Raw genomic sequence first — 23,430 nt, forward strand, 5'->3', positions numbered from 1 at the left:
TCATGACGAAGGAATTGCCTCACCACGCTCAGGTAGTTTCCCGAGGTGGCAGCCGCGCGCTCTTGCGGTTGGCGGTGCACTTCGATGCTCTGATGAGCAACCCGACGCGCTATCTGCGCGGGCTGTGGTGGAAACTATGTGGGAAACGTCTACGCGCGCGACTGACCATCGCGCCTTTGCTCGGCATCTCGTCGCGCGCCTATCGGCTGTGGCTGTCTCGGGAAGCCGAAGCGAACAGGATCGAGGCCAGCCCACGAAGGAATGCTCCGCCAATCATCGCGCTAGTTCGCAACGGCCCCGGCGAGGAGGCGACGCTGGCCAGCCTCGCGGCCGAAGGTATCGAGGCCAGGCTTGCACCCACCTGTCCCGACGCCACCTTGCTAGCGCTGTTGCGGCACGCGCAGGGCACCTGGGTGCTCCCGATGTACGGCGGCGACCTACTCGCCGCCGGAGCGGGCGAAGCCTTGTGCAAGGCGCTGGTTGAAACGGCCGACACGACCCAGATCATTTATGCCGACGACGACCTGTTGGGCAAAAACGGTCAACGCTGCGATCCGCACTTCAAGCCGGACTGGAACGCGGAGCTGTGCCAACACTTCGACTATCTGGCTGGCACCGCATTAGTTCGGTTATCAAAAATTGATCTGAACGCCTCGCTTGCGGACGACTGGCCCGCCGACCTTGCCCGCCGGGCAGCCGAACGAAACACAGCGCAAGGCGGACAGCCTCTTCATGTGCGCGAAGTGCTGTATCATCGGAACGTACGGCCAGAGCCTCAACGCCCCGCTCCGCTGGTGATCGGCTCCGAGGAATGCGGCAGGTTGCCTAGCGTCAGTGTTATCATCCCCACCCGCAATCGGGTCGACTTGTTACAAACCTGCCTCGATGGTCTGACGGCCACCAAATATCCGGGCCAGTTGGAAATCATCGTGATCGACAATGGAAGCGACGACCCTGAAACGCTGTGCTACCTTGCCAGTCTTGCCCCTGACTTCGTCCGCGTGCTGACCGACAGCGGCCCGTTCAATTTCGCCGCACTCAATAATCGCGCAGTCAGCGGAGCCTCAGGCGACCTCCTTTGTTTCCTGAACAACGACATCGAGATCACCGATCCGCACTGGCTGTCAGTGATGGTGCATCAGGCGATGCGTGCGGACGTTGGCGCAGTGGGGGCGCAGCTGCTCTATCCCGACGGTCGGATCCAGCACGCTGGCGTGGTCCTTGGCATTGGCGGGGGAGCAGCACACGCGCACCGCTTGCTCAAACCCGATGATGCAGGCTACTTCCACCGCCATGCCCTGCCACAATTCGTCTCCGCCGTGACCGCTGGCTGCTTGGTCGTGCGCAGGAGCAGCTTCCTTGCCGTGGGAGGCTTCGACGCTGAGAACTTTGCCGTGTCGTTCAACGATGTTGATCTGTGCCTGAAGCTGAATGCGCGCGGCTGGCAAAGCCTTTACGAGCCGCGCGCACAGCTCGTGCATCATGAATCGGTGTCGCGCGGGTTCGATCGCGATCCTGCGGGGGCCAAGCGCCAGGCCGCAGAGCTGGCCATGTTGCGCAGCCGGTGGGGCGTGCGCGAACCTCGCCCCGAGGACAACTGGCGCACTTGGCAAGCGGACCCGTTCCACCATCCCGCGCTGAGCCCGGTCAGCGAGCAGTTCGTGGTGCGGACTTAGGACGCGCTGATGTCTGACGATGGATTGATGGCTCCCGCGCCGACCAAGCGCTTGCCGCTGTCGAGCGTAACGCTGTGCGCAGTCAGTTCGACCAACCTGGTCGCTACGCTCGAAGCGATGCGGCTTACGATGCAATACGTGGACTTCGCTGATGCGATCTTGTGCACGCATGACGCGGGCGTCGCAGATCAAACCGAGGGCGCGATCAGGGTGGTTCCGATCGAGCGGCTGACCTCTGCCAAGGCCTATTCGCACTTTATGCTCACACGGCTGGTCGACTACATCAACACCGAGCATTGCCTTGTGATTCAATGGGACGGGCACGTGATCGATCCCGCGCGCTGGCGGTCGGAGTTCCTCGATTACGACTATGTCGGCGCGAGCTGGCCGCAATTCGATGATGGCTACGAGGTCGGCAATGGAGGGTTCTCGCTGCGCAGCAAGCGCCTAATGGAGGCGTGCCTAAGGCCAGAATTCACCGCGCATCACCCCGAAGACGTCGCGATCGGACGCACCAATCGTGCTCTGCTGGAACGGCTCGGCCTCCTCTTTGCACCAGTCGCCATCGCCGATGCCTTCTCTGCCGAACGTTCAGGCAATCCAGCGAAGTCGTTCGGCTACCACGGGGCGTTCCATATGCCCTCCGTTCTTGGAGCGAAGCGCTTTTGGGATCTCTATCAGATGCTTGACGATCGGGCGACGCTATGGGTGGATTTCACCGCGATCGTCAGAGGCTTATTTGCCGGACAAGAACGCGGCAGGCGTGTAGCCCGATTGGCGTGGGATCGCATGATCGGCAGGCTTTCGCGATGAGGACCCTTAACTTCGCGCTCTCGAGGCAAACCGGACGAGTTTAGCCTTTGCCTCAAAACGGATTGTCGCTAAACAGCCATCCCGACAGATTTGGCATAAATGAGTGCTGAAGAGCGGGGACACGTATGATCGCGTTGACCGCAAAGTTCTGAAGAAAAACACCATGCACCACGATACCAATCTGCAACGCGATGCCGATGCGTCCAACGAGAAACGCGAAGCCTTTTCGCGGATAAAGCGCTGGCGTTGGTTCGGCCTTTTTGTGGTTTTGCCGACCTTGCTCGCCTCACTGTACTTCGGCCTGATTGCGTCCGATGTTTACGTTTCGGAGTCTCGCTTTGTCATTAAAGCTCCTGACGCAAAGAGCAGCGGTGTCGGTAGTATTGGGGCGATCCTGCAAGGATCGGGTGGTGGCAGCGGCCAAGAACAGGCGAGCGAAATCATAGGCTATATGCGATCTCGTGACGCATTGGCCGATTTATCAAAAACTGTGGACGTTCGAGCCGCGTTTTCGTCCGATGAAGCTGACGCTTTCAGCCGTTTCCCCCTGTTTTATCAGGATGATTCGTTCGAAGCCCTTTTTTCCTATTACGAATCCATGATGACGGTATCCACGGATGCCGAGACCGGACTGACCGTCCTCAGCGTCAAAGGATTCACGGCACCCGATGCGCAGAAACTCAATCTCGGCCTGCTCCAACAAGGCGAAGAGCTGGTAAACCGACTCAATAGCCGAATTAACTCTCAAGCGATCAGCGAAGCAGACGAGCGGGTCTCCGAGGCGCAGAAGCGCGTGAGAGACGCCCGAATCGCACTTGCAGAATATCGCAATCGCTCCGAAGTGCTCGATCCGCAGCAGCAAGGCATAGGCGTGCTGGCCGTTTCGAACGAGCTAATTGCGCAACAAGCGGCATTGGAAGCGCAATTGGTCCAGATTCGGCGCACCGCGCCAAACCATCCGTCAATTCGTGCCCTCGAAGAAAGGATCGCCGGTGTATCGCGGCAGATCGCCAGCCAGACCGGTCGCGCTGTCGGGACGCCCGATGGCCTGGCATCTCGTATGACGGAATATGAGAATCTGGCGGTGGAACAGGAGTTTGCTTCGCAGCTCCTGACCTCGGCTAACACAGCGCTCGAGCAGGCCCGCAGCGAGGCCCAGAAACAACAGTATTATCTGGAGCGCGTCGTTGAACCCAATCTTCCGGATGCGCCGACCTTGCCTAACCGGCTCAAGAACATCCTTGCGGTGTTGTTCGCCAGCCTCTGCCTGTACTTGGTCGGCTGGATGCTTGCTGTTGGCATCCGTGAGCACGCGCCTGAAGACTGACTTGTCCGATGGCAAACTTTTCCCAAGGAATACGCGTTCAGCTTAAGGTCGTGAAGGCCCTGATGATACGCGAGCTAGTGACTCGCTTCGGACGCGAGAACATCGGCTTCCTGTGGATCATGGCCGAACCGCTTATGTTCGCCGGGTTAGTCGGAATGGTTTGGAGCTTCCTTCGCGGACCAGAGTATCACGGGATCAGCGTGGTCGCATTTGTTGTCACCGGCTATATTCCTCTAACTTTCCTGCGCCATTCGTTCGGTCGTTCGGCGAAGATTTTCCAATCCAACAGCTCGCTGCTATATCACCGCCAGGTGAAGGTGCTGGATTTCATCTTTGTGCGAGTGTCCATCGAAGCGGTAGGGGCGATGATGGCGTATATTTTCGCAGGTATCGTTCTGTTATTCTTCGGATTTTTTCCTATTCCCAGCGACGTTGGGGCGCTGGTGGCGGGTTGGGCCATTTATGTGGCCTTCGTTCTCGCGGTCTCCACGGTGCTCGCCCCGCTTTCGGAAATGTCCGAAGTTGTCGAAAAGCTGGTACCGATCAGCGTCTATATCTCGATCCCCTTTTCCGGTGTATTCAACATGGCCTCGTGGTTGCCGGCCAACGTGCGCGAAGCGTTGTTATGGTCGCCAATGGTCACAGGGATGGAATTGATGCGTTACGGCCTTTTCGGTGACATGGTGACGCCCTATTACGACGTTATCAGAGCGCTTGCTGTTACACTCGTCTGCCTGGTTGTCGGGTTGATCCTGTGCCGCCGCGTACGTCGAACCCTGACCCTCTCATGATTGAATGCCGTAACATCCACAAGGAATACCGCATCGGTCACGTCAACAAGACGGTGCTGAAGGGTGTCGATTTCGACATCAACCCGCGCGACCGGATCGGTCTGCTGGGCCGCAACGGTGCGGGCAAGTCTACACTGATTCGACTGGTCGGCGGCGTCGAGATGCCCACCTCGGGCAAGATCGTGCGCAAGATGTCGTGCTCGTGGCCGCTGGGCTTTACTGGCGGCTTCCAGGGCAGCCTGACCGGCTATGACAATGCCCGCTTCATCGCCCGCATCTACGACAAGCCCTATTCCGAGATGCGAGCCTTCGTGGAGGACTTCACCGAGCTCGGCAGCAACCTTCGCATGCCGGTGAAGCAGTATTCCTCGGGCATGCGCGCGCGGCTGGCATTTGCTTTGTCCCTGGCAATTGAGTTCGAATGCTACCTGATCGATGAAGTCATCATGGTTGGCGACAAGAACTTTCGGGACAAGTGCAAGTCGGCGTTCTTTGAGGAGCGCAAGGATCGCGCCTTGCTGCTGGCCTCGCACAGCCTCACGATCGTAAAACAGTACTGTAACCGTGCAGTTGTGCTGCGCGACGGTGTTGCCACCATGTACGAAGACGTGGCAGAGGCCATTTCCGTCTATGAGGGACTTTAGGGTGATGGCACTGCTGTGGAAATGAGGGCCATGAGCGAGACTATCTCTTCTGGCGTTCCGCGCATGGAATCACCGATATTCGCCACCGATGCACTGGCCGACCTTAGCCCCGACGAACAGACCATCAGGCTCAGTCTAAGCCGACAGGGCAACACGGTGATCGACTTTCCCGATCCTGAGGTTGGTAAACGGTTCTCGCGTTTCAAGGCAACCTTGTCATTACAGTTTGACATCTCCTTCGACGGTCCCGCCGCCGACAAGAAAGGCGACAAACGGGGGGGGGCAGAATCCCTTGCAGTGCGACGAGCGAGCGCGCGCTATCGCTGCCAATCCGGCCATCCTGAATCTACTGGGCAAGATCTGCGGGCGTACGGTCTTTCCCTTCAAGGCCCCACCCCCTCCCGTGGGCAGGGAGAAAACAGCCCATTCCGTTTCCGTGCATTTCTCTAGACCGTCCGAGCTCTTCGTGTGCTGCGTCTGGCTGGCAATGGAAGACATTCCGACAGAGGCAAGCTTAATCTACTACGTGCCTGGATCGCGTCTCTGGCCAATCGTCAGCAACGCCATGATCGAACGGTGCGGTCATGGGGGCGAAAGCCATTCCGCGCAAGCACTGGCCCAGCTAGCGATCCGCAATCTTTCTGGGGTGAGCCACGGCAAACTGCGCGCCGATCGATATTCGGGGCAAGGATTTTGCCAGGCAACAGTCAGATCAAGCGGCACCGCCGCGCCGCAATGCCTTGCGCCAAATGCTGGGTCGCCGAGAACGCATCCATGAGCATGAACGCAGACCAGAGCGATCTGGATATCCAACGAATATTGCGAGCCGAGATCCGGGCCTTGAAAGAACGGCATGCGTTGGAAATCACACTAATCCACGCGATGTATGCGATAGCGGACAATGGCCCTGCGGATGGGCAACCGTCGGTTAAACGGCAAACTGAAATCCTCGCACAATGCCCGCTTTTCGACGCAGACTGGTATGACGAGACCTACCCCGCCTATGCCAAAAGCGGCATGTCCGCCGCGCAACACTACGTGTGCGCCGGGGCTTTCGCAGGACACAACCCCGGGCCGGATTTCGATACGATGGCTTACTACCTAGCCAATCCCGACGTGGCCCAGGCCGGTTGGCCGGCCTTGGTCCACTACCTCGAGGTCGGACAATCCGAAGGCCGCACCCTGGTCTAACGGAGACTGTTCTTGAGCTCGTGCGCCAAAACGATGTCAGGGGAAATCGACTCACTCGATACTTTCGAATGGTTGATCCCCGTCGCTGACGCCCCAACTCAGGGCGTTGCCCTGCCCCATGCGTTGGAACTCGATCACCTTCTATGGCGTGGCTTTCACGATCGCGTTCTACCGCGGCTGCGCGCCTTGCTTGATCGAGGTCCCCCCGTCGAACAGGCCGCGGCGGGTTGGGTGCTGGGGCGCTGGGATGCCTGCCAGCAGGATATTGAGTCTGCGCACAAGGCGATCATGACTTTCCACGCCTATCCTGAAGGTGCGCGGACAATCACCCATCCCGGTCCGTTTCTGTTGGCGGTTGATCTGTGCCTTGCGCGCAGAGAACAACACGAAGGGCGTTTAATCTTGGAAAAGGGCGTGGCCAAGTTCGGTGAAACACCTGATTTTTCCCTTGCGCGCTTTCTTCTCGCCAGAGCGGATGGTCGTTCCGCGAGCAAACTAGCGTCAATCCTGCGCGAGCCCTACGCCAAAGCCGGATTGACCCCGTTGATCCTTGGCGCAGGAGATGCCCCACTGTTCGATCGGATACAGCCCGAGGCTGCGCCGCCCCGGGTCGTGCCTGATGGCAAACTCCCGCTCGTCAGTGTGATCGTGCCGGTTTTCAACGCCTCTAAGGTATTGCCTCATGCCCTGCACGGACTTTTGGAGCAGACTTGGCCAGCAATGGAAATCATCGTTGTCGACGATGGATCGTCGGACGAGAGCGTGGCTGCCGCCCGGGCCATCGCGGCTCGAAATGCGCGCCTGAGGGTCGTCGAACTTGGCAAGAATGAAGGTGCCTACCCCGCACGTAACAGGGGCTTTGCAGAGGCGCGCGGCACCTTCGTTACCGTTCATGATGCTGACGACTGGTCACATCCACAGAAAATCGAGATGCAGGCGCGCGCATTGTTGGACGATCCCGCGCTTAAAGCCTCGGTTTCGCACTGGGTCCGCGCAAGCAATGATCTGGAAATGACTCGCTGGCGCATGGAAGACGGGTGGGTCCACCGCAACCTCTCCTCCCTCATGCTCCGTACAGCATTGCGTGACGAGCTCGGGTTTTGGGACCGCACAAGGGCGAATGCGGATACTGAATACTATTATCGCATCATCCACGCTCATGGCCTTGGCGCGATCCGGGAAGTGTATCCGGGAATCCCGCTCGCTTTCGGGCGGACCCAGGAGGAATCGCTTACCAGCAACAGCGCGACACATCTGCGCACCCAACTGCACGGTGTGCGCCACGATTACATGGAAGCCGCCCACGATTGGCACCGGCGCGCTGCACGACCATCGGACCTATACCTGCCGCTCCATCCTCGGCAACGCCCCTTCCAGGTGCCTGCGGAAATTGCGGTCGGTGATCCTGACAGCGCGCCCAGTGAATTCGATGTTCTACATTCTTCCGGCCTGTTAGATGAGGAGTGGTACCAGCTGGCCTATCCCGATGTCTTGCAAGCCGGCATCGGCGCGACGCGTCATTATCTGACATCGGGCGCGGTGGAAAACCGCGACCCGGGGCCGCGTTTCAGTACCAGCGGCTATCGGGTGGTACAGCGACTGGGGCCGTCCGAAAACCCATTGAGTCACTATCTGCGCGAAGGTGAGGGCTCCGAAGCCCAACCGCTTCCAACATTCGAAGGCAAGCGGGCTGCCGCCCAACGGGGAAAGCGCGTTCTAGTCTTCGCCCATACGTCGGGCGCAACATTATTCGGCGCTGAGCGCAGCTTTCTGGACATGATCGCACGACTGGCTCGAGACGGCCTTGTCCCGGTAGTTGTGATGCCTTCCTTGCAAAACCCCGATTACCTTGAGCAGTTGCTTGAGATCGCCGCAGTGGTGGAAGTGCTGCCTCAGTCATGGCGAAATGGCCTGCACCCACCACATCAGGTCACCGTCAATGCCATTATCGCGCTGATCCGCAAGCACCAGGCTTGCGAGGTCCACGTGAACACGCTGACGCTTGAGGCACCCCTACTGGCGGCGCGCGCCGAAGGCGTGCCCGGAGTGGTGTACGTTCGGGAGCTGCCGTTGGAGGACAGCGCCCTTTGTCGCACGCTTGGAATGGGCCCCAATGCCCTGCGCCAGAAGCTCCTAGATCAAGCAGACCACTTCATCATGCCTTCGGAGGTCGTCTCAGACTGGCTGGGATGCCGCGATCGCTGCACCGTTCGGCCCAACTCAGTGGACGAAACTCTTTTCGACCTGCCCTTCAAACCCGGGCGCATTCTGAAAGTGGGCATGATCAGCAGCAATATCACCAAGAAGGGGATTGGCGATTTCGTCTCCGCAGCGCGGATGATTGCCGCGATGGGCCCTGCGATCCGCTTCCTGCTGATCGGACCACAGACGCCGGACCTGCAAGGCCTCAACCCACTGCCACCCAATGTGCAAACCATCGACTACGCTCCCAGTCCCGCAGAAGCGATCGCACAGGTCGATGTCGTCGCCAGCCTGTCGCACTTCGCGGAGAGCTTCGGGCGCACCGTAGTAGAGGCCATGGCCGCGGGCAGGCCAGTAATCTGTTATGATCGAGGCGCGCCTCCTTCCCTAGTAGTCAGCGGAGAGACCGGAATCGTCGTGCCAGCCGACAGTGTAACCGGCGTTACCGACGCGGTACTGGCGCTAGACGTCGCAAGATTGCAGTTGAGCCGCATAAGCCGCGCCGCCCGTCGACGAGCGCGCGAGATTCAGGACCAGGCACTGGCCTGAACCGTCAGCGCCTTGCGATCATGCGCCTTCGCCGACTCTCGAAGCCCCGCGCGCGCGCAAGGGACGATATTCGGAAGTATTGGCGAGGTCGCTCCCGGCTCGTATGTCGCCTTCTCCCCAGAGTGGTCGCACATCAAATTCATACACCATCTTGAAGATCGACGTTCTACTTAGGCGAAATGGCGGGCAAAAGGAAGTAAGGCTCACGATATTGAGCGAATTCTAAAAATAGACCCAAATAAATCGAATTTAGTATTATATAGGTTTTTTAATCTTGTGTTCTAGAGATTTATCTATAGTTCACTTTATAATATTCTACTAAATATTATCAGCATCTCTTGACTAGGTGCACTTTTGCCCCCTTATAAATCAAGTCTTCCTCCGGGATGTCGTAGATGTTGTTGGCCAAAACGCGCGCCACGCCTTCTGGGTCGTAACGTTCATCCTTATCGTCGCGCCACTCGGCAATTTCGAATGGCGATGCCTCAATGATGCGGCGGGTGTCGGTCCTTCCGATTCGCGAGAGGTCAGGCCGATCGAAAATGAAGTCCGTCGCCTTCTTCGCAACTTCTGAAGTACGGCCCTGCTCGATAATGTGCATCTCGAGTCGGTCCCGCGTCATGTGCAAGTGAGCATAATCGGGGATCGGGCAATCTGCCTTGCTGTGCCTGTAGTGATGCCCGAGCGAGCAGGACCAGAACGGCGCCTGCCAGAACCAGTAGGACCCCCCCGGTTTCAGTATGCGGTAGGTTTCTTCCAGATGGAGCGCCAGTTCGCGGATGTGCTCCATCACGGCCACCGAATAGACCAGATCAAAGTATCCCTGGGCAAACACCCTCAGGTCGCGCGCATCGTGCTTGACCACTGTCAGATTACTCGGCGCGTCGGCGAGATTCTCTAGCGCCCGCGCGCTCAAGACGAAATCGATCCCATAAAAGCGCTTGTGCTGAAAATGGTTCGATAACTCGATAGCTGTTGCAAAACCGCCAGCGCCAATTTCCAGCGCATGCTCAACCTCAGCAAACTGCGGGAACTGGGTAACGTATTTGGCCTGCCAACCCATCAAAATACCTCCAATTGGCCTTCAGTTCCCCCGAGTGACCTTCCTTGCATTGCCATGCAAGGGGGGTATTGCAAAAGCTTGCATAACTTAGTGATAAGAGGCCTGCTTGTGGATCAGTTGTTCATAGCCGAACGAATTAAATTGAAGCCCGTCGATAACCCGACGCTTCTTGGCGTGCGTCAGAAGTTCAATGAGGAATATGGGCGCCGATTCGGCAAGACTAAGGGCACAGGGCTCTATTCTGAAACCGACTGGCGCCGTTTGGATTGGGTGCTTGATCAGATCCCTGAGGACTGCAGAACCATCCTCGATGTCGGCACCGGGCCCGGGGCGCTGATAAACACTCTCGCGTTGAGCGATCGATTTGAAGCGGTCAACGGCATCGACGTGAGACAATACACCAAGTTCGTCAGCCTGACAGACAAGTTTACCTTGGACATCATGGACGCGACACAGATGGTGTTCGAAGACAATCAGTTCGACTGCGTCATTTGCATGGAAGTCATTGAACACCTCCCCGATGGCAAGATGGAGGCGGCAATCGCCGAGTTGCGCCGTGTCGCCCGCAAGCGTCTGATAATGAGTGTTCCATTCAAGGAGCCCGAACCGCTGCCCCACTATCATCTGCAACGCTTCGACGAAGAGAGGATTCAGCGCGTTTTCCCACGCGCTGAATACGAATTGGTTGGAGTCGAAAGGCCTGTTCCATGGGCTTTCTTGACCGAATCCTTCAGAGATTGAAAGGCTCTGTCCTGCCTACCCGATGATAGAGAGGGTGACGTTAGACCCGAACGTTTTTGATGGCCAATCCGTCGCCGATCTTGATCGCGTTCTTCGTCACCTCCTCCGGGGATGCGCGCCACGTATGCCCTTCGGGATCGGACCTGCGGATCAGAACAAAATTGAATGGATCAGTCGAGTAGATTCGCTCCCCTGCATCAAGACAGGCCCGTAACCACTGCGTGTCGGTGCCAACCTGGAACTGACCGAACGGAACCTTTTCCAGCACGCGGCGATCAGCCACGAGGGTTGGGCCGGCGATCAGTTTGGAATAGCGGTGCACGCGACCCTGGAACCGCTGGTAAAGAGCGTCTTCCGCTTCGAGATAGCTGAAGACGCTCTGTTTCCCGACAATCCGCGCTTTCGTATATTTGAACGGCAGAAGCATGTCTGACGTGTAGTTCTCGAAATACAAATCATCGTCGTCGATCTTAAAGAAATAGTCGCCTTCCATGATCTCTATGCCTGCGTTCAGACAATCTCCGAGATAGGCGCTTTCAGGAAGTTGCAGCACCCTGCAGTGAGGCACATCCGCCAATTGATTTTCCACCTTGGCCTTGTCGAACTCGTCCGAGTTGAGAACGATTATAAGCTCCATGTTAGGATGGCGCTGGCGCAAGTAGTTGCGAACGATGTTGTCGATAGAGTACTCGCGGTTGGTTGCGCAGATCCATGACACCTTTGGTGAGGAAGACTCGTCCCTGCGCCGCAGTCCGCACATTTCGGCAAGGTAATCGATGCGATCTTGCGCGGTGTGCTCAGTCATCACGCGGCGATAACCACGATGGCCAACTCTGTGACGGTAGTTGGAATCTTCCAACAAGCGCGACAACGCCTCTCGTGCTTGCTCCGGCTCGTGAACGACCGGCACGATATCGCCGAACATCTTTTCCAGCCCACTCGATGCCGTAGATACGATCGGCGTGGAACATGCCAGCACTTCAAAAATACGCCGTGCGAACATCGTATCTGATTGAGTTACACTATTTACACTGAGAAACACTTGGAAGTTTTTATGGATGCCTAGCATCTCGTCATAGCTAACCTTGGGTTTCAAGAACTTCTGATATTTGTCAGGAAAGCGGTATTTCTCGGCATCCTTTGTTTCTTCGCTATGGCGATTAAAGATCGTAAACTTATGCTCGCTGGCAGCATCAAAGAGCATGGGTGCTAGAGCAGATCGATCTTGGTGCTTTTGTGCATACCAGCTGCCGGCAAACACGACCTGCTTATCTTTTTCCTCTTTCTTGCCAATCGGGTTGTGCAGTTTAGGCTGCGCAAAAAATGGCAAGGCATAAACGTTGCCGTGCCCGACCAGTTGCTTGTATTTCTCCACACAGCCTGCATCGCTCGTAAAGATGTGGTCAAACAGGATTGCCGAATCTTTGAAAACGTCAAAGTTCGGGGGATCTTCTTTGTTCCAGATAATGGTAGGAAGGCCGCGCTTACGGCAGACCTCTATCACTGCCTTCAAGGTCGCGTGGCGCTCGCTCGCTGGGTTGGACATGGCGTAGCTCCACTCTCCGCCATTGCCACGCCACACACTCTCGGCAAAAAATGCATCGAACTCTCCGCTCTCGATCTGATCTTTCCAATCTTTAAGAGAAAGGCGCGTGATATGAGCATCGTGCTCGAGGGCTTTTTCGCTGAATTCATCGAGCAGAGTCAGCAACCGCAGAGCGTCAGAGCCAGGATCAGGCTTGGGTGCCGCGGCCTCCACAATCACGGGCACGGTCTTTGCTGGAGTGGATTTGGCCTTAACCTTCGCTTTGTCGTTCTTATTGCTCGCCTTCAAGGATTTGCGCAGCACACCTGCCTGATTTTCGATCTGCTCGAGCAGCTTGGTTTCGGACGCGACTTGTTCCTCAAGCGCCTTAATCCGTTCGCGTGCCTCGACTTCACTAGCCTTCGCTTCATCGAGAGAAGCCCTGAGCAGTTTATTGTTCTTCTCTGCTGCCTCAAGCATACCTTCGAATTTTTCTGCGATCTGAAGCGCTTCGCGCTTGGCATCCTCCGCCCCCTCATACTTAGCCTGTTCCATCGAGAGCTCGGATTTCAACTGGACGATCGTAGCTGACAGGTCCGCCGCGCGCTCTTCCAGCCTATCCTGCGCCTTACGAGCCGTTTCCAGATTCTTCTTGAGCTTGTCGATCTCACGCTGACTTCGCCCAATGCGCTTTCGGCGCTCGTCCATGATTTCTTGAGCAGCGTTCTGCGCTGCGAAGGTGCCAGCTTCGGTGATCGCCAGAAGTCTTCCGACGGGAAACTCTGTTTCTTCGGCGGCCTTTCGCGCAACATAGCGGATGTAGCCGTCGTCCACACTCAGGTGCTCGATCGACAATAGCCCCTTCGACAATTCCACCAGATCGCTCGGGAAAAAAGTCTGCTTGTGATCCCAGTTTGAACTGATGCCAAAGGGCGTAGTGATCACCAGTTTGCCATTGGGATGAAGAACGCTCGCACAAAGCTCGATCAATCGCGCAGGCGCCAGCAAATGCTCGATAACTTCGCCGACAAACACCGTATTATATGCCGGCTTGCCATCCGCAACGCTCGCAAGATCGACAAGTTTGAAATCAATCCGCTCACGCACTTCTTTCATTTCTTGAGCCGCAAATTTCTTAGCGTACTCGATAGCGCCTGCGTCTAGATCAATGCCGGTAACGTTGTAGCCCTCTCGCGCAGCGAGGATTGAAAGCACCCCCTCGCTGCAACCCACGTCAAGGATATCGCTTGCAGCGATCTGCGAAGCCATCCAATAGAGGCGGTTACGTGTTTTTTCCGTCGATTTGCGATCGCCAATCTTGCCGAAATAACTTTCCGCGACATGATCGCGAAGGGTCATGCCTTCACTTCCTTCACCACACTGACTCGAGTTAATTTGCTCATAGGTATGGTCAGAGATTATAATTTTACGCACTATCCATTCCCGAATAATTCAGACATATTGCATGTCGCTGAAACTTAGGTGAATTGGGCCCCGAGGCCATCAGCCGCCGCACGACAGGGGTCAATTATCTCCCAGCCTGCGACAGCCTTACAACCTCCTTGGCTCCGTCAAACAGAGGTCGTTCAATTTGAACGTTAGCCGAGGAACACGACCATTCCGAATTATCATCTTTAGCCTGTCCTGAGGCAAGTTGCTATCCCTCCAGGGTGGTAATCCAGCACGAAGATTCGGCTACCACGGCACCTGTCTGATGGCGCGCCTGCTCGGAGCCATCGGCTCTGGCGGCTCGATGACGGACTAGATCGTCACGCTTCGAGGCATTCTCCAAAGGATGCAAGCGAAGCAAAATTATTCTTGCGCTCTTTACGAGGGATCGTCACTCTAATGGCGTTTCTTATTTGCCGCTGTTGATATAATTCGGGATTGCATATCTAAGCGCCCGAAGGCTATGAATTATTGAGGTTTAACCATCGAAATGCATGACACTAGCTTGGACGCCCGTCTGCTGGCTTTGTATCGAGAATTGAAGCAAGCCACAGACGATGCTGAACGTCAGAGCATAATATTGCGGCAGGCTCAGGATGCGCTCGCAAAGACGAAGAGAGAAAGAAGCGAGGCTGCCGAACAAAATGAGTGGCTGGCGCAGGTGCACCAGTTGATCGCACAAGCGCCTAGGTGGTGGGCTCTGCTACCGCCTTCAATGCGTGTGAAGAGGGAGCGTAGGCGCCTGAAACAGGCCAACCTTTTCGATTCTGACACATACCTCAAAGTCTATCCGGATGTTGCTGCCGCGAAAATGGACCCTTTATATCATTACATCTTTCATGGCTTTGGTGAGGGTCGCAAGCTGTTCCGCTGACATCTTGCGCTCTCTAAGTTTCCGACGGTTATTTGACCAGACTATTGCTAAATGGTCTCGTCTGGCTTCCGACGGCGCAATTTCATGAGCGCCAATAGTTACCCAGACTCTGCTGGGTTCCAGTTTTGCCCTCGCCACCCGTCAGCGAGCTTGAGAAATTCAGGATCAGACACTCCACATGAGCCGTCAGCGCCTTTTGATCACGCGCCTTCCCCGACTTTCGAAGCCCGGCGACCTTCTGCCTTGCCGTGTCGCAAATAATGCAGGATCGCTGGAACGCCTGCCTCTGTCACATCGGGATAAGTCTTGTGGTATTTGAACGCGCTGAAATTCGGCCCTGGATCGCGTAATTCATAGGCGCCGTGCAGCACCAAATGACGGATCGGCGCCATGCCGCTTTCGGCAACGTCGGGATACATTTCCAGGTACCATTCGGTATCGAATAGACCGGATGCCTCGATCAGCCCCACATCCATAGAAACCTTTTTTGTCGCTCGCCTGCGGTCAGGCGAAGTGCGTAGTTTCGACAATGCGGTGTGCAACTGACTGTGGGCGTTCTTCAGCATGTTGAGAATATGTTGGCTCAACTGCGCATAGGCATGCTGCGCCGTAATGCGCTGGAGCTGTGTTTCCAGCTTTACGACTGCATGTCCAAGTTCGGCAATCTCGGCTAGTCGCTCCCGATATATGGGACTCCTCATCACCTCGCTCTCAGGAGCAATTCGAGCCAAAGACTCGTTCGTCTCTGAAGAATAAGGCATGGCATTATCCTTGTTCAAATTCGTGGCCTTCTCGATTCTAGGCTGGATCGATACATTGGACTTGCGGGAGAGCTTATAGACAACTTTCGATGTTTGAGGTTCTTCGTACGCAACCTGCCTTCCTAATCATCCTTCACGACCTTCTTAGCGGAACACTTGGGTTGCCGACAGGCTTTCTCGCTTTCCCCCTAAATGGTAAACTGCAAGTACTTCACCACCGACAAGTCACCTTTGCGGGGAAAGTACTTGTCGGGCTTCACGCGGAATTCCGCCATACGTCCAAAAAGCTAAGGCTGATGGCGGTGATACTTCGGAACTCGCATAGCTTGCCGAGCATGGGGAACAGCTAGGCGTAGCTTGCTGGGTTGAACTGTAGATATTCCCTTTTGGCTTTTCAATCAGAGGAGCGATTTAAGAGTTGCGCTACATAGTTTCATAGCTTTGCAGTAGAAATAGGAGTGGCAGAGCGCTGTCGGCTAACAGTTGTTTGCTACATCACGGGTTCAAGCGCGTTCAGCATCTCGTTCGCGGCGTCCCGCCAGCTCCGCTCCTGCTGGATCCATGCACGCCCTTTTTTTCCCAGATTCTGTCTAAGCTTCTCATTCTTCAGAAGTTTTCGTAGTGCTGCACCCAGAGCCGACGGATCTCCCTTGGGAAAAACCAATCCGGTTCTTCCGTCTTCCACCATTTCGCGCATTCCGCCAACTGACGAAACCACAACCGCCTTTTCCATAGCCAGTGCTTCAAGCGGCTTCAGCGGTGACACAAACTCCGTTACCGATTTCGGCTTACGGGGAAAGGCTGCGATATCGATCAGCGAATACCAACGGACGGCGTCTTCATACAGCACGCGCCCCGGCATAATCACCCACTCGCCCAGTCCGAGCTTGTCGGCAAGCTCGAGAAGCTGCTCGGTTACGACACAATGCCCGTCGACTTTCTCCGGCCCACTTCCCACCAGTACCAACCGGAATTCAAGTCCCTCCTGCCGTAAGCCGGCGCAGGCGCGGACAAGATCATCCAAGCCCTCGTACGGGTTGAAGGTGCCGACATAGCCGATCACCGGCATGTCCTCATGCAGACGCAACTGCTGCATCAACGCCGGATCGCGCGGAATCGGACTGAAGCGGTGTGGGTCGCTTGCGTTCGGTGCCAGCACGATCCTTTGTTCCGGAACGCCGCGCAAGACCAGCTCGTTGCGCATGGCGCCCGTCAGCGTTACCACCGCTTCCGCTGCGAGCGCCGTGGCCACTTCAAGATACCGTTCCTGCCGCCCTGTCGGGGTGAGAAGATATTGCGGATCGCGCGAAGCGCGGGTGATCTCCCAGAAGCCACGGACTTCGTAAACGAATGGCAATCCTGAACCGTGGGCCGCAAGGCAAGCGGGCAGCGCAGTTGCCATGTTCGACGCGGCAACGACACAGGCCGGACGATGACGCGCGATTGCTTCAGCTAATCGCTTCGTAGACTGGCGTAAGTAAGCGAGCGATCCATACGCCATGGACTCCATTGGCATTGCAGGAAAGCAACTGCGCCTTGGCCATGCCAACCTATGGTACTTCACACCGTCCACGACTTCCACCAAGTCAGCGGCTTCGCTGACGTTGCTGTCTTGATGCAAATCATACGGAAAACCTGGCCGGGTGACGCAAACCAAGTCTACACCTTTTTGAAGTAGCGCGCGCACTATACCGTGGCTACGCGTAGCATAACCGTCAGTCGCTTGTGGCAAAGATTTGTCGAGCACATAGAGGATGCGGCCTGGCACCGGCTCCATGTCCGCCGGACCACGTACACTTAGTTGCCGCGCCAGTTCTACGGCGGCAAGCGGGCCAGAACGCATGTCACAGACCAGCGAGTGCAACGCTGGGCATTCCTCCGACTGTGCCTCCATAAGCCGAACCGCATTCTCGAGAGCATCGGTGTCGTAGAGCTGCAACGCCACTCGGCAATGCGCGGAAAGCGTAAACGAATCAGACGCCAGTTCGACAGCCTGGCGCGACAGGTCGAGGGCAGACATTTTCCCCTTCGCCGCGAGGTGCATGGCCGCTTTGGCGAGCCCGCAGGCTTGTGTGTGAATTTCGTCATTCGTCACGGTAGTTTGACTGTTCCTGCTCCCTCAAAGTCCGGTGCGCCAGCGGAGCACCTTTAGGATCACGCTTCCAAGCAGATACCGCTGCGGCCATATTCTTCGACACCGCATTTGACAATCGCGTCGATTTACGAGCCTTGGCCTGTTGAGGGTCCCTGCCATTGGGGTTGCATGTCTCGTAGACTTGCGCATAGCCCCAGACAAGCCACCGGGATCGCGTTGAAAGGAAGCCTTGTGAAAGTAATCATCGTGTTCGGCACGCGTCCGGAAGCGATCAAGATGGCACCCGTAGTGCAGCAGCTGAAGGATACACCGGGGCTGGAGGTGGACGTCTGCGTCACTGCTCAGCATCGCGAGATGCTGGACCAGGTGCTTTCGCTATTCGATATCGAGCCGGACTTTGATCTCAACGTGATGAAGCCCGGCCAAGACCTGACCGACATCACCGCCAATATCATCTTGGCGCTGCGCGAAGTACTGACGGCAAAGCGCTATGATCGCTTGCTGGTCCACGGCGATACGACCACAACAATGGCGGGTGCGCTTGCCGCCTTCTACGCACAGGTGCCGGTGGGGCATGTGGAGGCCGGGCTTCGCACCGGCAACCTTCATGCCCCGTGGCCCGAAGAAGCAAACCGCATGATCGTGGGTCGGCTCGCCGACCTGCATTTCGCGCCTACCGAAACGTCGCGCCAGAGCCTGTTGGCAGAGAACGTGGCCGACGATGCTATCGTAGTCACCGGCAATACTGTGATCGACGCATTGCAAAATGTTGTGGCCCGGCTGGACGCCGATGCCTCGCTTGACGCGCAGATGAAGGCCCGGTTCAAGTTTCTTCAACCTAATCGCCGCCTGATCCTCGTGACCGGCCATCGTCGCGAAAACTTTGGCGAAGGGTTCGAAAACATCTGTCGCGCCCTTCGCGATATCAGCGAGCAGGGCGATGCGCAGATCGTCTATCCCGTGCACCTCAATCCCAATGTGCAGGCGCCGGTAAACCGCATTCTCGGCGATAAGCGCGATGTCCACCTGATCGAACCGCAGGAATACCTACCGTTCGTCTGGCTGATGCGCCGCTCTCACTTCATCATCACAGACTCTGGCGGCGTTCAGGAAGAAGCACCTTCCCTCGGCAAACCCGTCCTGGTGATGCGCGCCACGACCGAACGCCCAGAGGCTGTTGAAGCAGGAACTGTGCGATTGGTCGGCACCGATGCGGAAAAGATCCTCTCCGCTGCGCTATCGCTACTGGACGACCAAGCGGCCTATGACGAAATGGCTCGCGCTCTCAATCCCTACGGTGACGGCAAGGCATCCGCGCGGATTGCCGCTACCCTTATCGGCGCCTCAAATGAGTGAAGGGCAAACCACTAATGTTTGAACGTATTTCGATGGTCGGGCTGGGCTATATCGGCCTTCCGACCGCCGCACTGTTTGCAGCGCATGGCACCAAGGTCATCGGCATCGACGTTTCCGCGCATGTGGTCGAGACGATCAACGCCGGCAAGGTCCATCTTGTCGAACCTGATCTCGATGGCATTGTCCACAAGGTCGTGACCGAAGGCAACTTCCACGCAACGCTCAAGCCTGAGCCCGCCGATGCGTTCATCATCGCAGTGCCCACGCCGTTCAAGGAAGGCTACGAGCCCGACCTTTCCTATATCGAGTCAGCAGCCAGGATGATCGCCCCGGTGTTGGTGCCGGGCAACCTCGTCGTGCTCGAAAGCACCTCACCGATCGGCGCCACCGAACAGCTAGCCGCCTGGCTCGCCGATGCCCGCTCTGATCTCTCCTTCCCGCAGGCCGCGGGCGACGACGCCGATATCCAGATTGCGCACTGCCCCGAACGGGTTCTGCCCGGACATGTGCTGAGCGAATTGATCGAGAACGACCGCATCATCGGCGGCATGACTCAACGCGCCAGCGAGATGGCGGTGGCGATGTACAAGAAGGTGGTGCGCGGCGACTGCGTGATTACCGACGCACGTACGGCCGAAATGTGCAAGCTGACCGAGAACAGCTCGCGCGACGTGCAGATCGCCTTCGCGAACGAACTGAGCGCGATTTGCGACCGTTTCAACATCGACGTGTGGGAGCTAATCTCGCTTGCCAATCGCCATCCGCGCGTCAACATCCTGCAACCCGGAGCCGGTGTCGGCGGTCATTGCATCGCGGTGGACCCTTGGTTCATCGTTTCTTCCGCACCGGAACAGGCCAAACTGATCCGCACCGCACGCGAGGTGAACGACGCCAAGCCCGACTGGGTGTTGCAGAAGGGCAAGGAGGCAGTGCTGGCCGCGCTTTCGGCAGATACCTCACGCAGCATGGCAGATATCAAGGTCGCCTGCCTGGGCCTCGCATTCAAGCCGGATATCGATGACCTGCGCGAGAGCCCGGCCTTGCAGATCACCCAAAAATTTGCCGAGCTGGGGTGCCAGGTTCTCGCGGTGGAGCCGCATATCGATGCCTTACCCGCAAGCCTTACAGACAAGCCTGTAGCTCTGGCCTCCATCGATGAGGCCTTGGCTCAGGCAGATGTCATCTGTGTTCTGGTACGCCACTCCGACTTCGCTGGCCTGACTGATAAGGTGCCACACACTGCCAGCTTGATTGACGTCGTCGGCTTGTAGGAGCGGGCGGCCAAGGCGCCGCCTCAGTTAAAAACTTCGCTTTGCCGGTTCAGCTGCGGGTGGTGCCACGGGTCCACCACTTCCGTGGTGCCCCACCGCTGCTGAAACACCGCCAGCTCGCGCATGTAGCGTTCAAGGTGCTCGGGCGCGAAATCGAGCCCGCGCGACTTGCTCTCGTGGTGGATCAGCGTGGCGAGCGGGGTGTAGATGTTGGCCAGTCCGCGCTGCCGCAGCTTCAGGCAAAGGTCGACATCGTTGTAGGCCACGGCAAGCCTATCTTCGTCGAGCCCGCCAACGGCATCGAAATCGCACTTTGCCACCAGCATGCAGGCCGCCGTTACTGCGCTCGCCCCGCGCACGATGTGCGTTTGCGCGAAGTAGCCCGCCTCGTCCACGGGCAAGCCGCGATGCGCGTGGCCCGCCGCGTTGCCGATCCCAAGGGCGACGCCTGCGTGCTGGATCGTCCGGTCAGGATAGAGCAGCCGCGCGCCGACTGCGCCGACACCGGGCTGCACCGCCTCGCGCACCATTTCCCCGAGCCAGTGCGGGTCCAGCACTTCGATATCGTTGTTAAGCAGACACAGATATTCGCCCGATGCGTGCGTTGCGGCAAAGTTGTTGATCGCCGAATAATTGAACGCATGCGGCCAGCGTACGAGGCGCACGCGCGGATCGCGCGCTATCTCGTCCATATAGCACAAGGTTTCCGCTTCGCGGCTGTCATTGTCGGCAACGATCACTTCGAAATCGGGATAGGCGGTCTGTTCAAGCAAACCTTGGACACAGGTGCGCAGCAGCTCCACCCGGTCGCGGGTCGCAACGATGATGCTCACCTTCGGAGCAGGCGCGGGCAAAGGATATTGCAGCCGTACAGTGCCGAAGGGGCCGGGGCTTGCGCGAAGGAACGGTGACGTGGCTTGCCTTACGGCGGCAAGCCGTTCGGGGCCTGCCTCATGCCAGCCCCCCCCGGGAGTGCGCGCGGTGATGCGGGCAACATGCCCGGCAGCGGCCGCCGACCTGCTCGCCGCCATGCGCAGAACCCATTCATAGACGGACGCGGGCAGCACGCCGCCGTCATCAGCGACCACGCCAAGCGCGTCATCGACCGCCAGCAGGCAGGCACTGCTGATATAGTCCTGCGACCACACCATGCGTGCATCCCATTCCGGCTTCAGCCAGGCTTCGCGCGCGCGCCCTTGCCCGGAAACCATCAGTTCGTCGCCGAAGAGCAGCGCAGGGGTGCCTCGCTCCCATTCGCCCCGCATAAGGTGGGCCGAATAGGCAGCGAGCCCGTGACGCGGAAGCTGCACATCCTCTGTGAGCGGAACGAGGTAGGCAATGTCCAGGCTGCGCGCAGCCTCAAGCGCCGCCTGCAACCCCGAGGTGCGCGAGGCGAATGCACTGGGCAGCAGTGTAATCGCATCGCCGCCTTCGCACTGCTCGCCATCTGCCCGGTCTTGAACGCTAACCAGCACCGCCTGCGCGCAGGTACTCTGGCGCTCGAGCGAGACCATCGCTGCCCGGATCGCCTCCTTCGATGCGCCGCGCGCAATATGCAGGTGCACGCCGATGGAAGGGCTCTTGCTGCTGCGCGAGAGCAGGGCAATTTCGCGCAGATCGTCCTTGCCCGCATCGGCCATCCAGCGCTGATGGGCAAAGGGCAGAGCAGCCACGGCCGCTTCAAGCCGATAGCGCGCACGCAACCGTTTTCCGACCAGCCACCACCAACCGCAGGCGACAAGCCTGTCGGGCCGGGTCGCAACGAGCAAGGTCATGTCGCGGGCCAGGCTCAACCCACTAGGCATTTGTCCGATGGCCGTCATCTGCCAGGAATGATTTGGCAAAACCTGCGACAACCAGCAAAACCGCTTGGGGCAATAGGCGGGGAGGAAACGAGATTCTTCGGCATCGGGCTAGGCTTTAATCGGCTTTGACTGTAGGGACGCCATCCATAGAGAAGTCTCGCAAGAATCCGCAATGAATCTACGATCATTATATCTGGCACTTGCCGTCACGCTGGTGAGTGCTTGTTCAACCCTCCCGTCAAGCGGGCCAACCGGCAGCGAGATCCAGGCAGGAGTCAGCGATCCTGACCTCGCCGACCTTGGCATCACGCTTGTCCCGGTAAACAATATCGCTGCGGTCCCACCAGCGGTTGAGCCTGCCGAATTGCAGCTCCCACAGTATGAGGCACCTCCAACCGACATGGTCGGGCAGGGCGATGTGCTTTCGATCACGATTTTCGAAGCGGGCGTCGCGCTGTTTGGCGGAGGCAATCCATCCAGTCCCAGCGGTGGGTTCGATCCTTCGGTGCGCGCGCAAACGCTGCCCTCCCGCCGGGTCGACGATGACGGCATGATCGACATACCCTACGTCGGACGGCTCCGCGTCATGGGCAACACCGTGAGCGAAATTCAGGACAAGATCCGCGCGGGCCTACACAACCTGTCGCAGGATCCGCAGGTGCTGGTCAGCCGGGAAGAAGTGATTGGCAATTCCATCATCGTCAGCGGCGAAGTTAACCAGCCTGGTAGACTGGTCCTGCAAACGAACAACGAGACGCTCGCCGATGCCGTCGCCCTAGCCGGGGGCTATCGCGGCGAAGCAAAGGATCTTTCCGTTTTGTTTCAGCGCGGCGCAAACACCGCGCGGGTGCGGCTCAGCGATGTCATGGCCGGCCCTTACCGGAGCCTGCGAGCCTATCCGGGCGATCGCCTGACGGTGATCTCGGATCCGATGACCTTCTCCGTCCTTGGCGCATCGGGCCGCGTGCAGCAGATGCCGTTCTCACGCAATACCATGACCGTGCTCGAAGCGATCGCGATGGCCGGCGGCCCCAACCCGAGCTCGGGCGACCCCAAGGCGGTGTTCCTGTTCCGCTATAATGGCCCCAACGAAACAGAGCCGACGGTCTACCATTTCAACATGATGCAGACGCCGACCTATTTCCTCGCGCAGCAATTTGCCTTGCGTAACGATGACGTTCTTTACTTCGGCAATTCGGCATCCAACCAGCCGCGCAAGGTCATTCAGACCGTTGGCCTGCTGTTCTCGCCGATTGTGACCGCGACTACCGTGGCCAACAGAATCAACGACTAGCTG

Annotated in this window: 18 protein-coding genes; 13 read left to right on the top strand and 5 right to left on the bottom strand. The window is 57.8% G+C overall.

Annotated elements, in window-relative coordinates; genetic code table 11:
• The first annotated feature begins 2 nt into the window (after positions 1 to 2).
• The 8 genes from ABDJ38_RS13005 to ABDJ38_RS13040 all read left to right on the top strand — a co-directional run bounded on the left by ABDJ38_RS13005 (position 3) and on the right by ABDJ38_RS13040 (position 9,193).
• On the top strand, positions 3 to 1,676 hold the full coding sequence (locus tag ABDJ38_RS13005; RefSeq protein ID WP_346785548.1) for a glycosyltransferase family 2 protein: 1,674 nt from the start codon (positions 3 to 5) through the stop codon (positions 1,674 to 1,676).
• Between the two features lie 9 nt (positions 1,677 to 1,685).
• A complete protein-coding gene (locus ABDJ38_RS13010; protein ID WP_346785549.1) occupies positions 1,686 to 2,489 on the top strand; it encodes a DUF5672 family protein in 804 nt (267 codons plus the stop codon).
• A gap of 163 nt (positions 2,490 to 2,652) precedes the next feature.
• Complete coding sequence (locus tag ABDJ38_RS13015) at positions 2,653 to 3,816, top strand: KpsE/RkpR family capsule polysaccharide export protein (protein WP_346785550.1); 1,164 nt, start codon at positions 2,653 to 2,655, stop codon at positions 3,814 to 3,816.
• An 8-nt stretch (positions 3,817 to 3,824) separates the two neighbouring features.
• Positions 3,825 to 4,607 carry an ABC transporter permease gene (locus ABDJ38_RS13020; RefSeq protein ID WP_346785551.1) on the top strand — a complete coding sequence of 261 codons (783 nt, stop codon included), beginning with the start codon at positions 3,825 to 3,827 and terminating at the stop codon, positions 4,605 to 4,607.
• Positions 4,604 to 5,251: an ABC transporter ATP-binding protein gene (locus tag ABDJ38_RS13025; RefSeq protein WP_346785552.1), complete on the top strand. Its 648-nt coding sequence runs from the start codon at positions 4,604 to 4,606 to the stop codon at positions 5,249 to 5,251. The genes ABDJ38_RS13020 and ABDJ38_RS13025 overlap by 4 nt, the downstream gene beginning before the upstream one ends.
• A gap of 292 nt (positions 5,252 to 5,543) precedes the next feature.
• Positions 5,544 to 6,029: a phytanoyl-CoA dioxygenase family protein gene (locus ABDJ38_RS16980; RefSeq protein WP_429771117.1), complete on the top strand. Its 486-nt coding sequence runs from the start codon at positions 5,544 to 5,546 to the stop codon at positions 6,027 to 6,029.
• The gene (locus tag ABDJ38_RS13035) at positions 6,026 to 6,442 is read left to right on the top strand and encodes a hypothetical protein (RefSeq protein WP_346785554.1); all 417 of its coding nucleotides are present in this window, start codon (positions 6,026 to 6,028) and stop codon (positions 6,440 to 6,442) included. The genes ABDJ38_RS16980 and ABDJ38_RS13035 overlap by 4 nt, the downstream gene beginning before the upstream one ends.
• Before the next feature lie 33 nt (positions 6,443 to 6,475).
• The gene (locus ABDJ38_RS13040) at positions 6,476 to 9,193 is read left to right on the top strand and encodes a glycosyltransferase (RefSeq protein ID WP_346785555.1); all 2,718 of its coding nucleotides are present in this window, start codon (positions 6,476 to 6,478) and stop codon (positions 9,191 to 9,193) included.
• A 328-nt stretch (positions 9,194 to 9,521) separates the two neighbouring features.
• Here the strand turns inward: ABDJ38_RS13040 and ABDJ38_RS13045 are convergent, their stop codons facing one another.
• Positions 9,522 to 10,256 (bottom strand): class I SAM-dependent methyltransferase, encoded by a 735-nt coding sequence (locus ABDJ38_RS13045; RefSeq protein ID WP_346785556.1) that lies wholly within the window; start codon positions 10,254 to 10,256, stop codon positions 9,522 to 9,524.
• A 108-nt stretch (positions 10,257 to 10,364) separates the two neighbouring features.
• Here ABDJ38_RS13045 and ABDJ38_RS13050 point away from each other — a divergent pair, with 108 nt between their 5' ends.
• Positions 10,365 to 10,997, top strand: a complete 633-nt coding sequence (locus tag ABDJ38_RS13050) for a class I SAM-dependent methyltransferase (RefSeq protein ID WP_346785557.1) — start codon at positions 10,365 to 10,367, stop codon at positions 10,995 to 10,997.
• 40 nt (positions 10,998 to 11,037) lie between these two features.
• On the opposite strand, the gene ABDJ38_RS13055 is transcribed toward ABDJ38_RS13050, so the two are convergent.
• On the bottom strand, positions 11,038 to 13,881 hold the full coding sequence (locus ABDJ38_RS13055) for a glycosyltransferase family protein (RefSeq protein WP_346785558.1): 2,844 nt from the start codon (positions 13,879 to 13,881) through the stop codon (positions 11,038 to 11,040).
• Between the two features lie 595 nt (positions 13,882 to 14,476).
• On the opposite strand from ABDJ38_RS13055, the gene ABDJ38_RS13060 reads away from it, so the two are divergent.
• The gene (locus ABDJ38_RS13060; RefSeq protein ID WP_346785559.1) at positions 14,477 to 14,845 is read left to right on the top strand and encodes a hypothetical protein; all 369 of its coding nucleotides are present in this window, start codon (positions 14,477 to 14,479) and stop codon (positions 14,843 to 14,845) included.
• Between the two features lie 200 nt (positions 14,846 to 15,045).
• On the opposite strand, the gene ABDJ38_RS13065 is transcribed toward ABDJ38_RS13060, so the two are convergent.
• Together ABDJ38_RS13065 and ABDJ38_RS13070 are read right to left on the bottom strand one after the other, a co-directional pair.
• Positions 15,046 to 15,624 (bottom strand): hypothetical protein, encoded by a 579-nt coding sequence (locus ABDJ38_RS13065; RefSeq protein ID WP_346785560.1) that lies wholly within the window; start codon positions 15,622 to 15,624, stop codon positions 15,046 to 15,048.
• Between the two features lie 472 nt (positions 15,625 to 16,096).
• Positions 16,097 to 17,701: a glycosyltransferase family 4 protein gene (locus tag ABDJ38_RS13070; RefSeq protein WP_346785561.1), complete on the bottom strand. Its 1,605-nt coding sequence runs from the start codon at positions 17,699 to 17,701 to the stop codon at positions 16,097 to 16,099.
• Between the two features lie 108 nt (positions 17,702 to 17,809).
• Between ABDJ38_RS13070 and wecB the strand changes: the two genes are divergently transcribed.
• On the top strand, positions 17,810 to 19,057 hold the full coding sequence (wecB, locus tag ABDJ38_RS13075) for a non-hydrolyzing UDP-N-acetylglucosamine 2-epimerase (protein ID WP_346785562.1): 1,248 nt from the start codon (positions 17,810 to 17,812) through the stop codon (positions 19,055 to 19,057).
• A 14-nt stretch (positions 19,058 to 19,071) separates the two neighbouring features.
• A complete protein-coding gene (gene wecC / locus ABDJ38_RS13080) occupies positions 19,072 to 20,328 on the top strand; it encodes a UDP-N-acetyl-D-mannosamine dehydrogenase (protein ID WP_346785563.1) in 1,257 nt (418 codons plus the stop codon).
• A 23-nt stretch (positions 20,329 to 20,351) separates the two neighbouring features.
• Here the strand turns inward: wecC and ABDJ38_RS13085 are convergent, their stop codons facing one another.
• Positions 20,352 to 22,103, bottom strand: a complete 1,752-nt coding sequence (locus ABDJ38_RS13085) for a glycosyltransferase (protein ID WP_346785564.1) — start codon at positions 22,101 to 22,103, stop codon at positions 20,352 to 20,354.
• Positions 22,104 to 22,305: 202 nt separating this feature from the next.
• Here ABDJ38_RS13085 and ABDJ38_RS13090 point away from each other — a divergent pair, with 202 nt between their 5' ends.
• The gene (locus ABDJ38_RS13090; RefSeq protein WP_346785565.1) at positions 22,306 to 23,427 is read left to right on the top strand and encodes a polysaccharide biosynthesis/export family protein; all 1,122 of its coding nucleotides are present in this window, start codon (positions 22,306 to 22,308) and stop codon (positions 23,425 to 23,427) included.
• Positions 23,428 to 23,430 lie beyond the last annotated feature (3 nt).

The organism is Aurantiacibacter flavus (genome assembly GCF_039710615.1).
GTDB classification, from domain to species: Bacteria; Pseudomonadota; Alphaproteobacteria; order Sphingomonadales; family Sphingomonadaceae; genus Alteraurantiacibacter; species Alteraurantiacibacter flavus.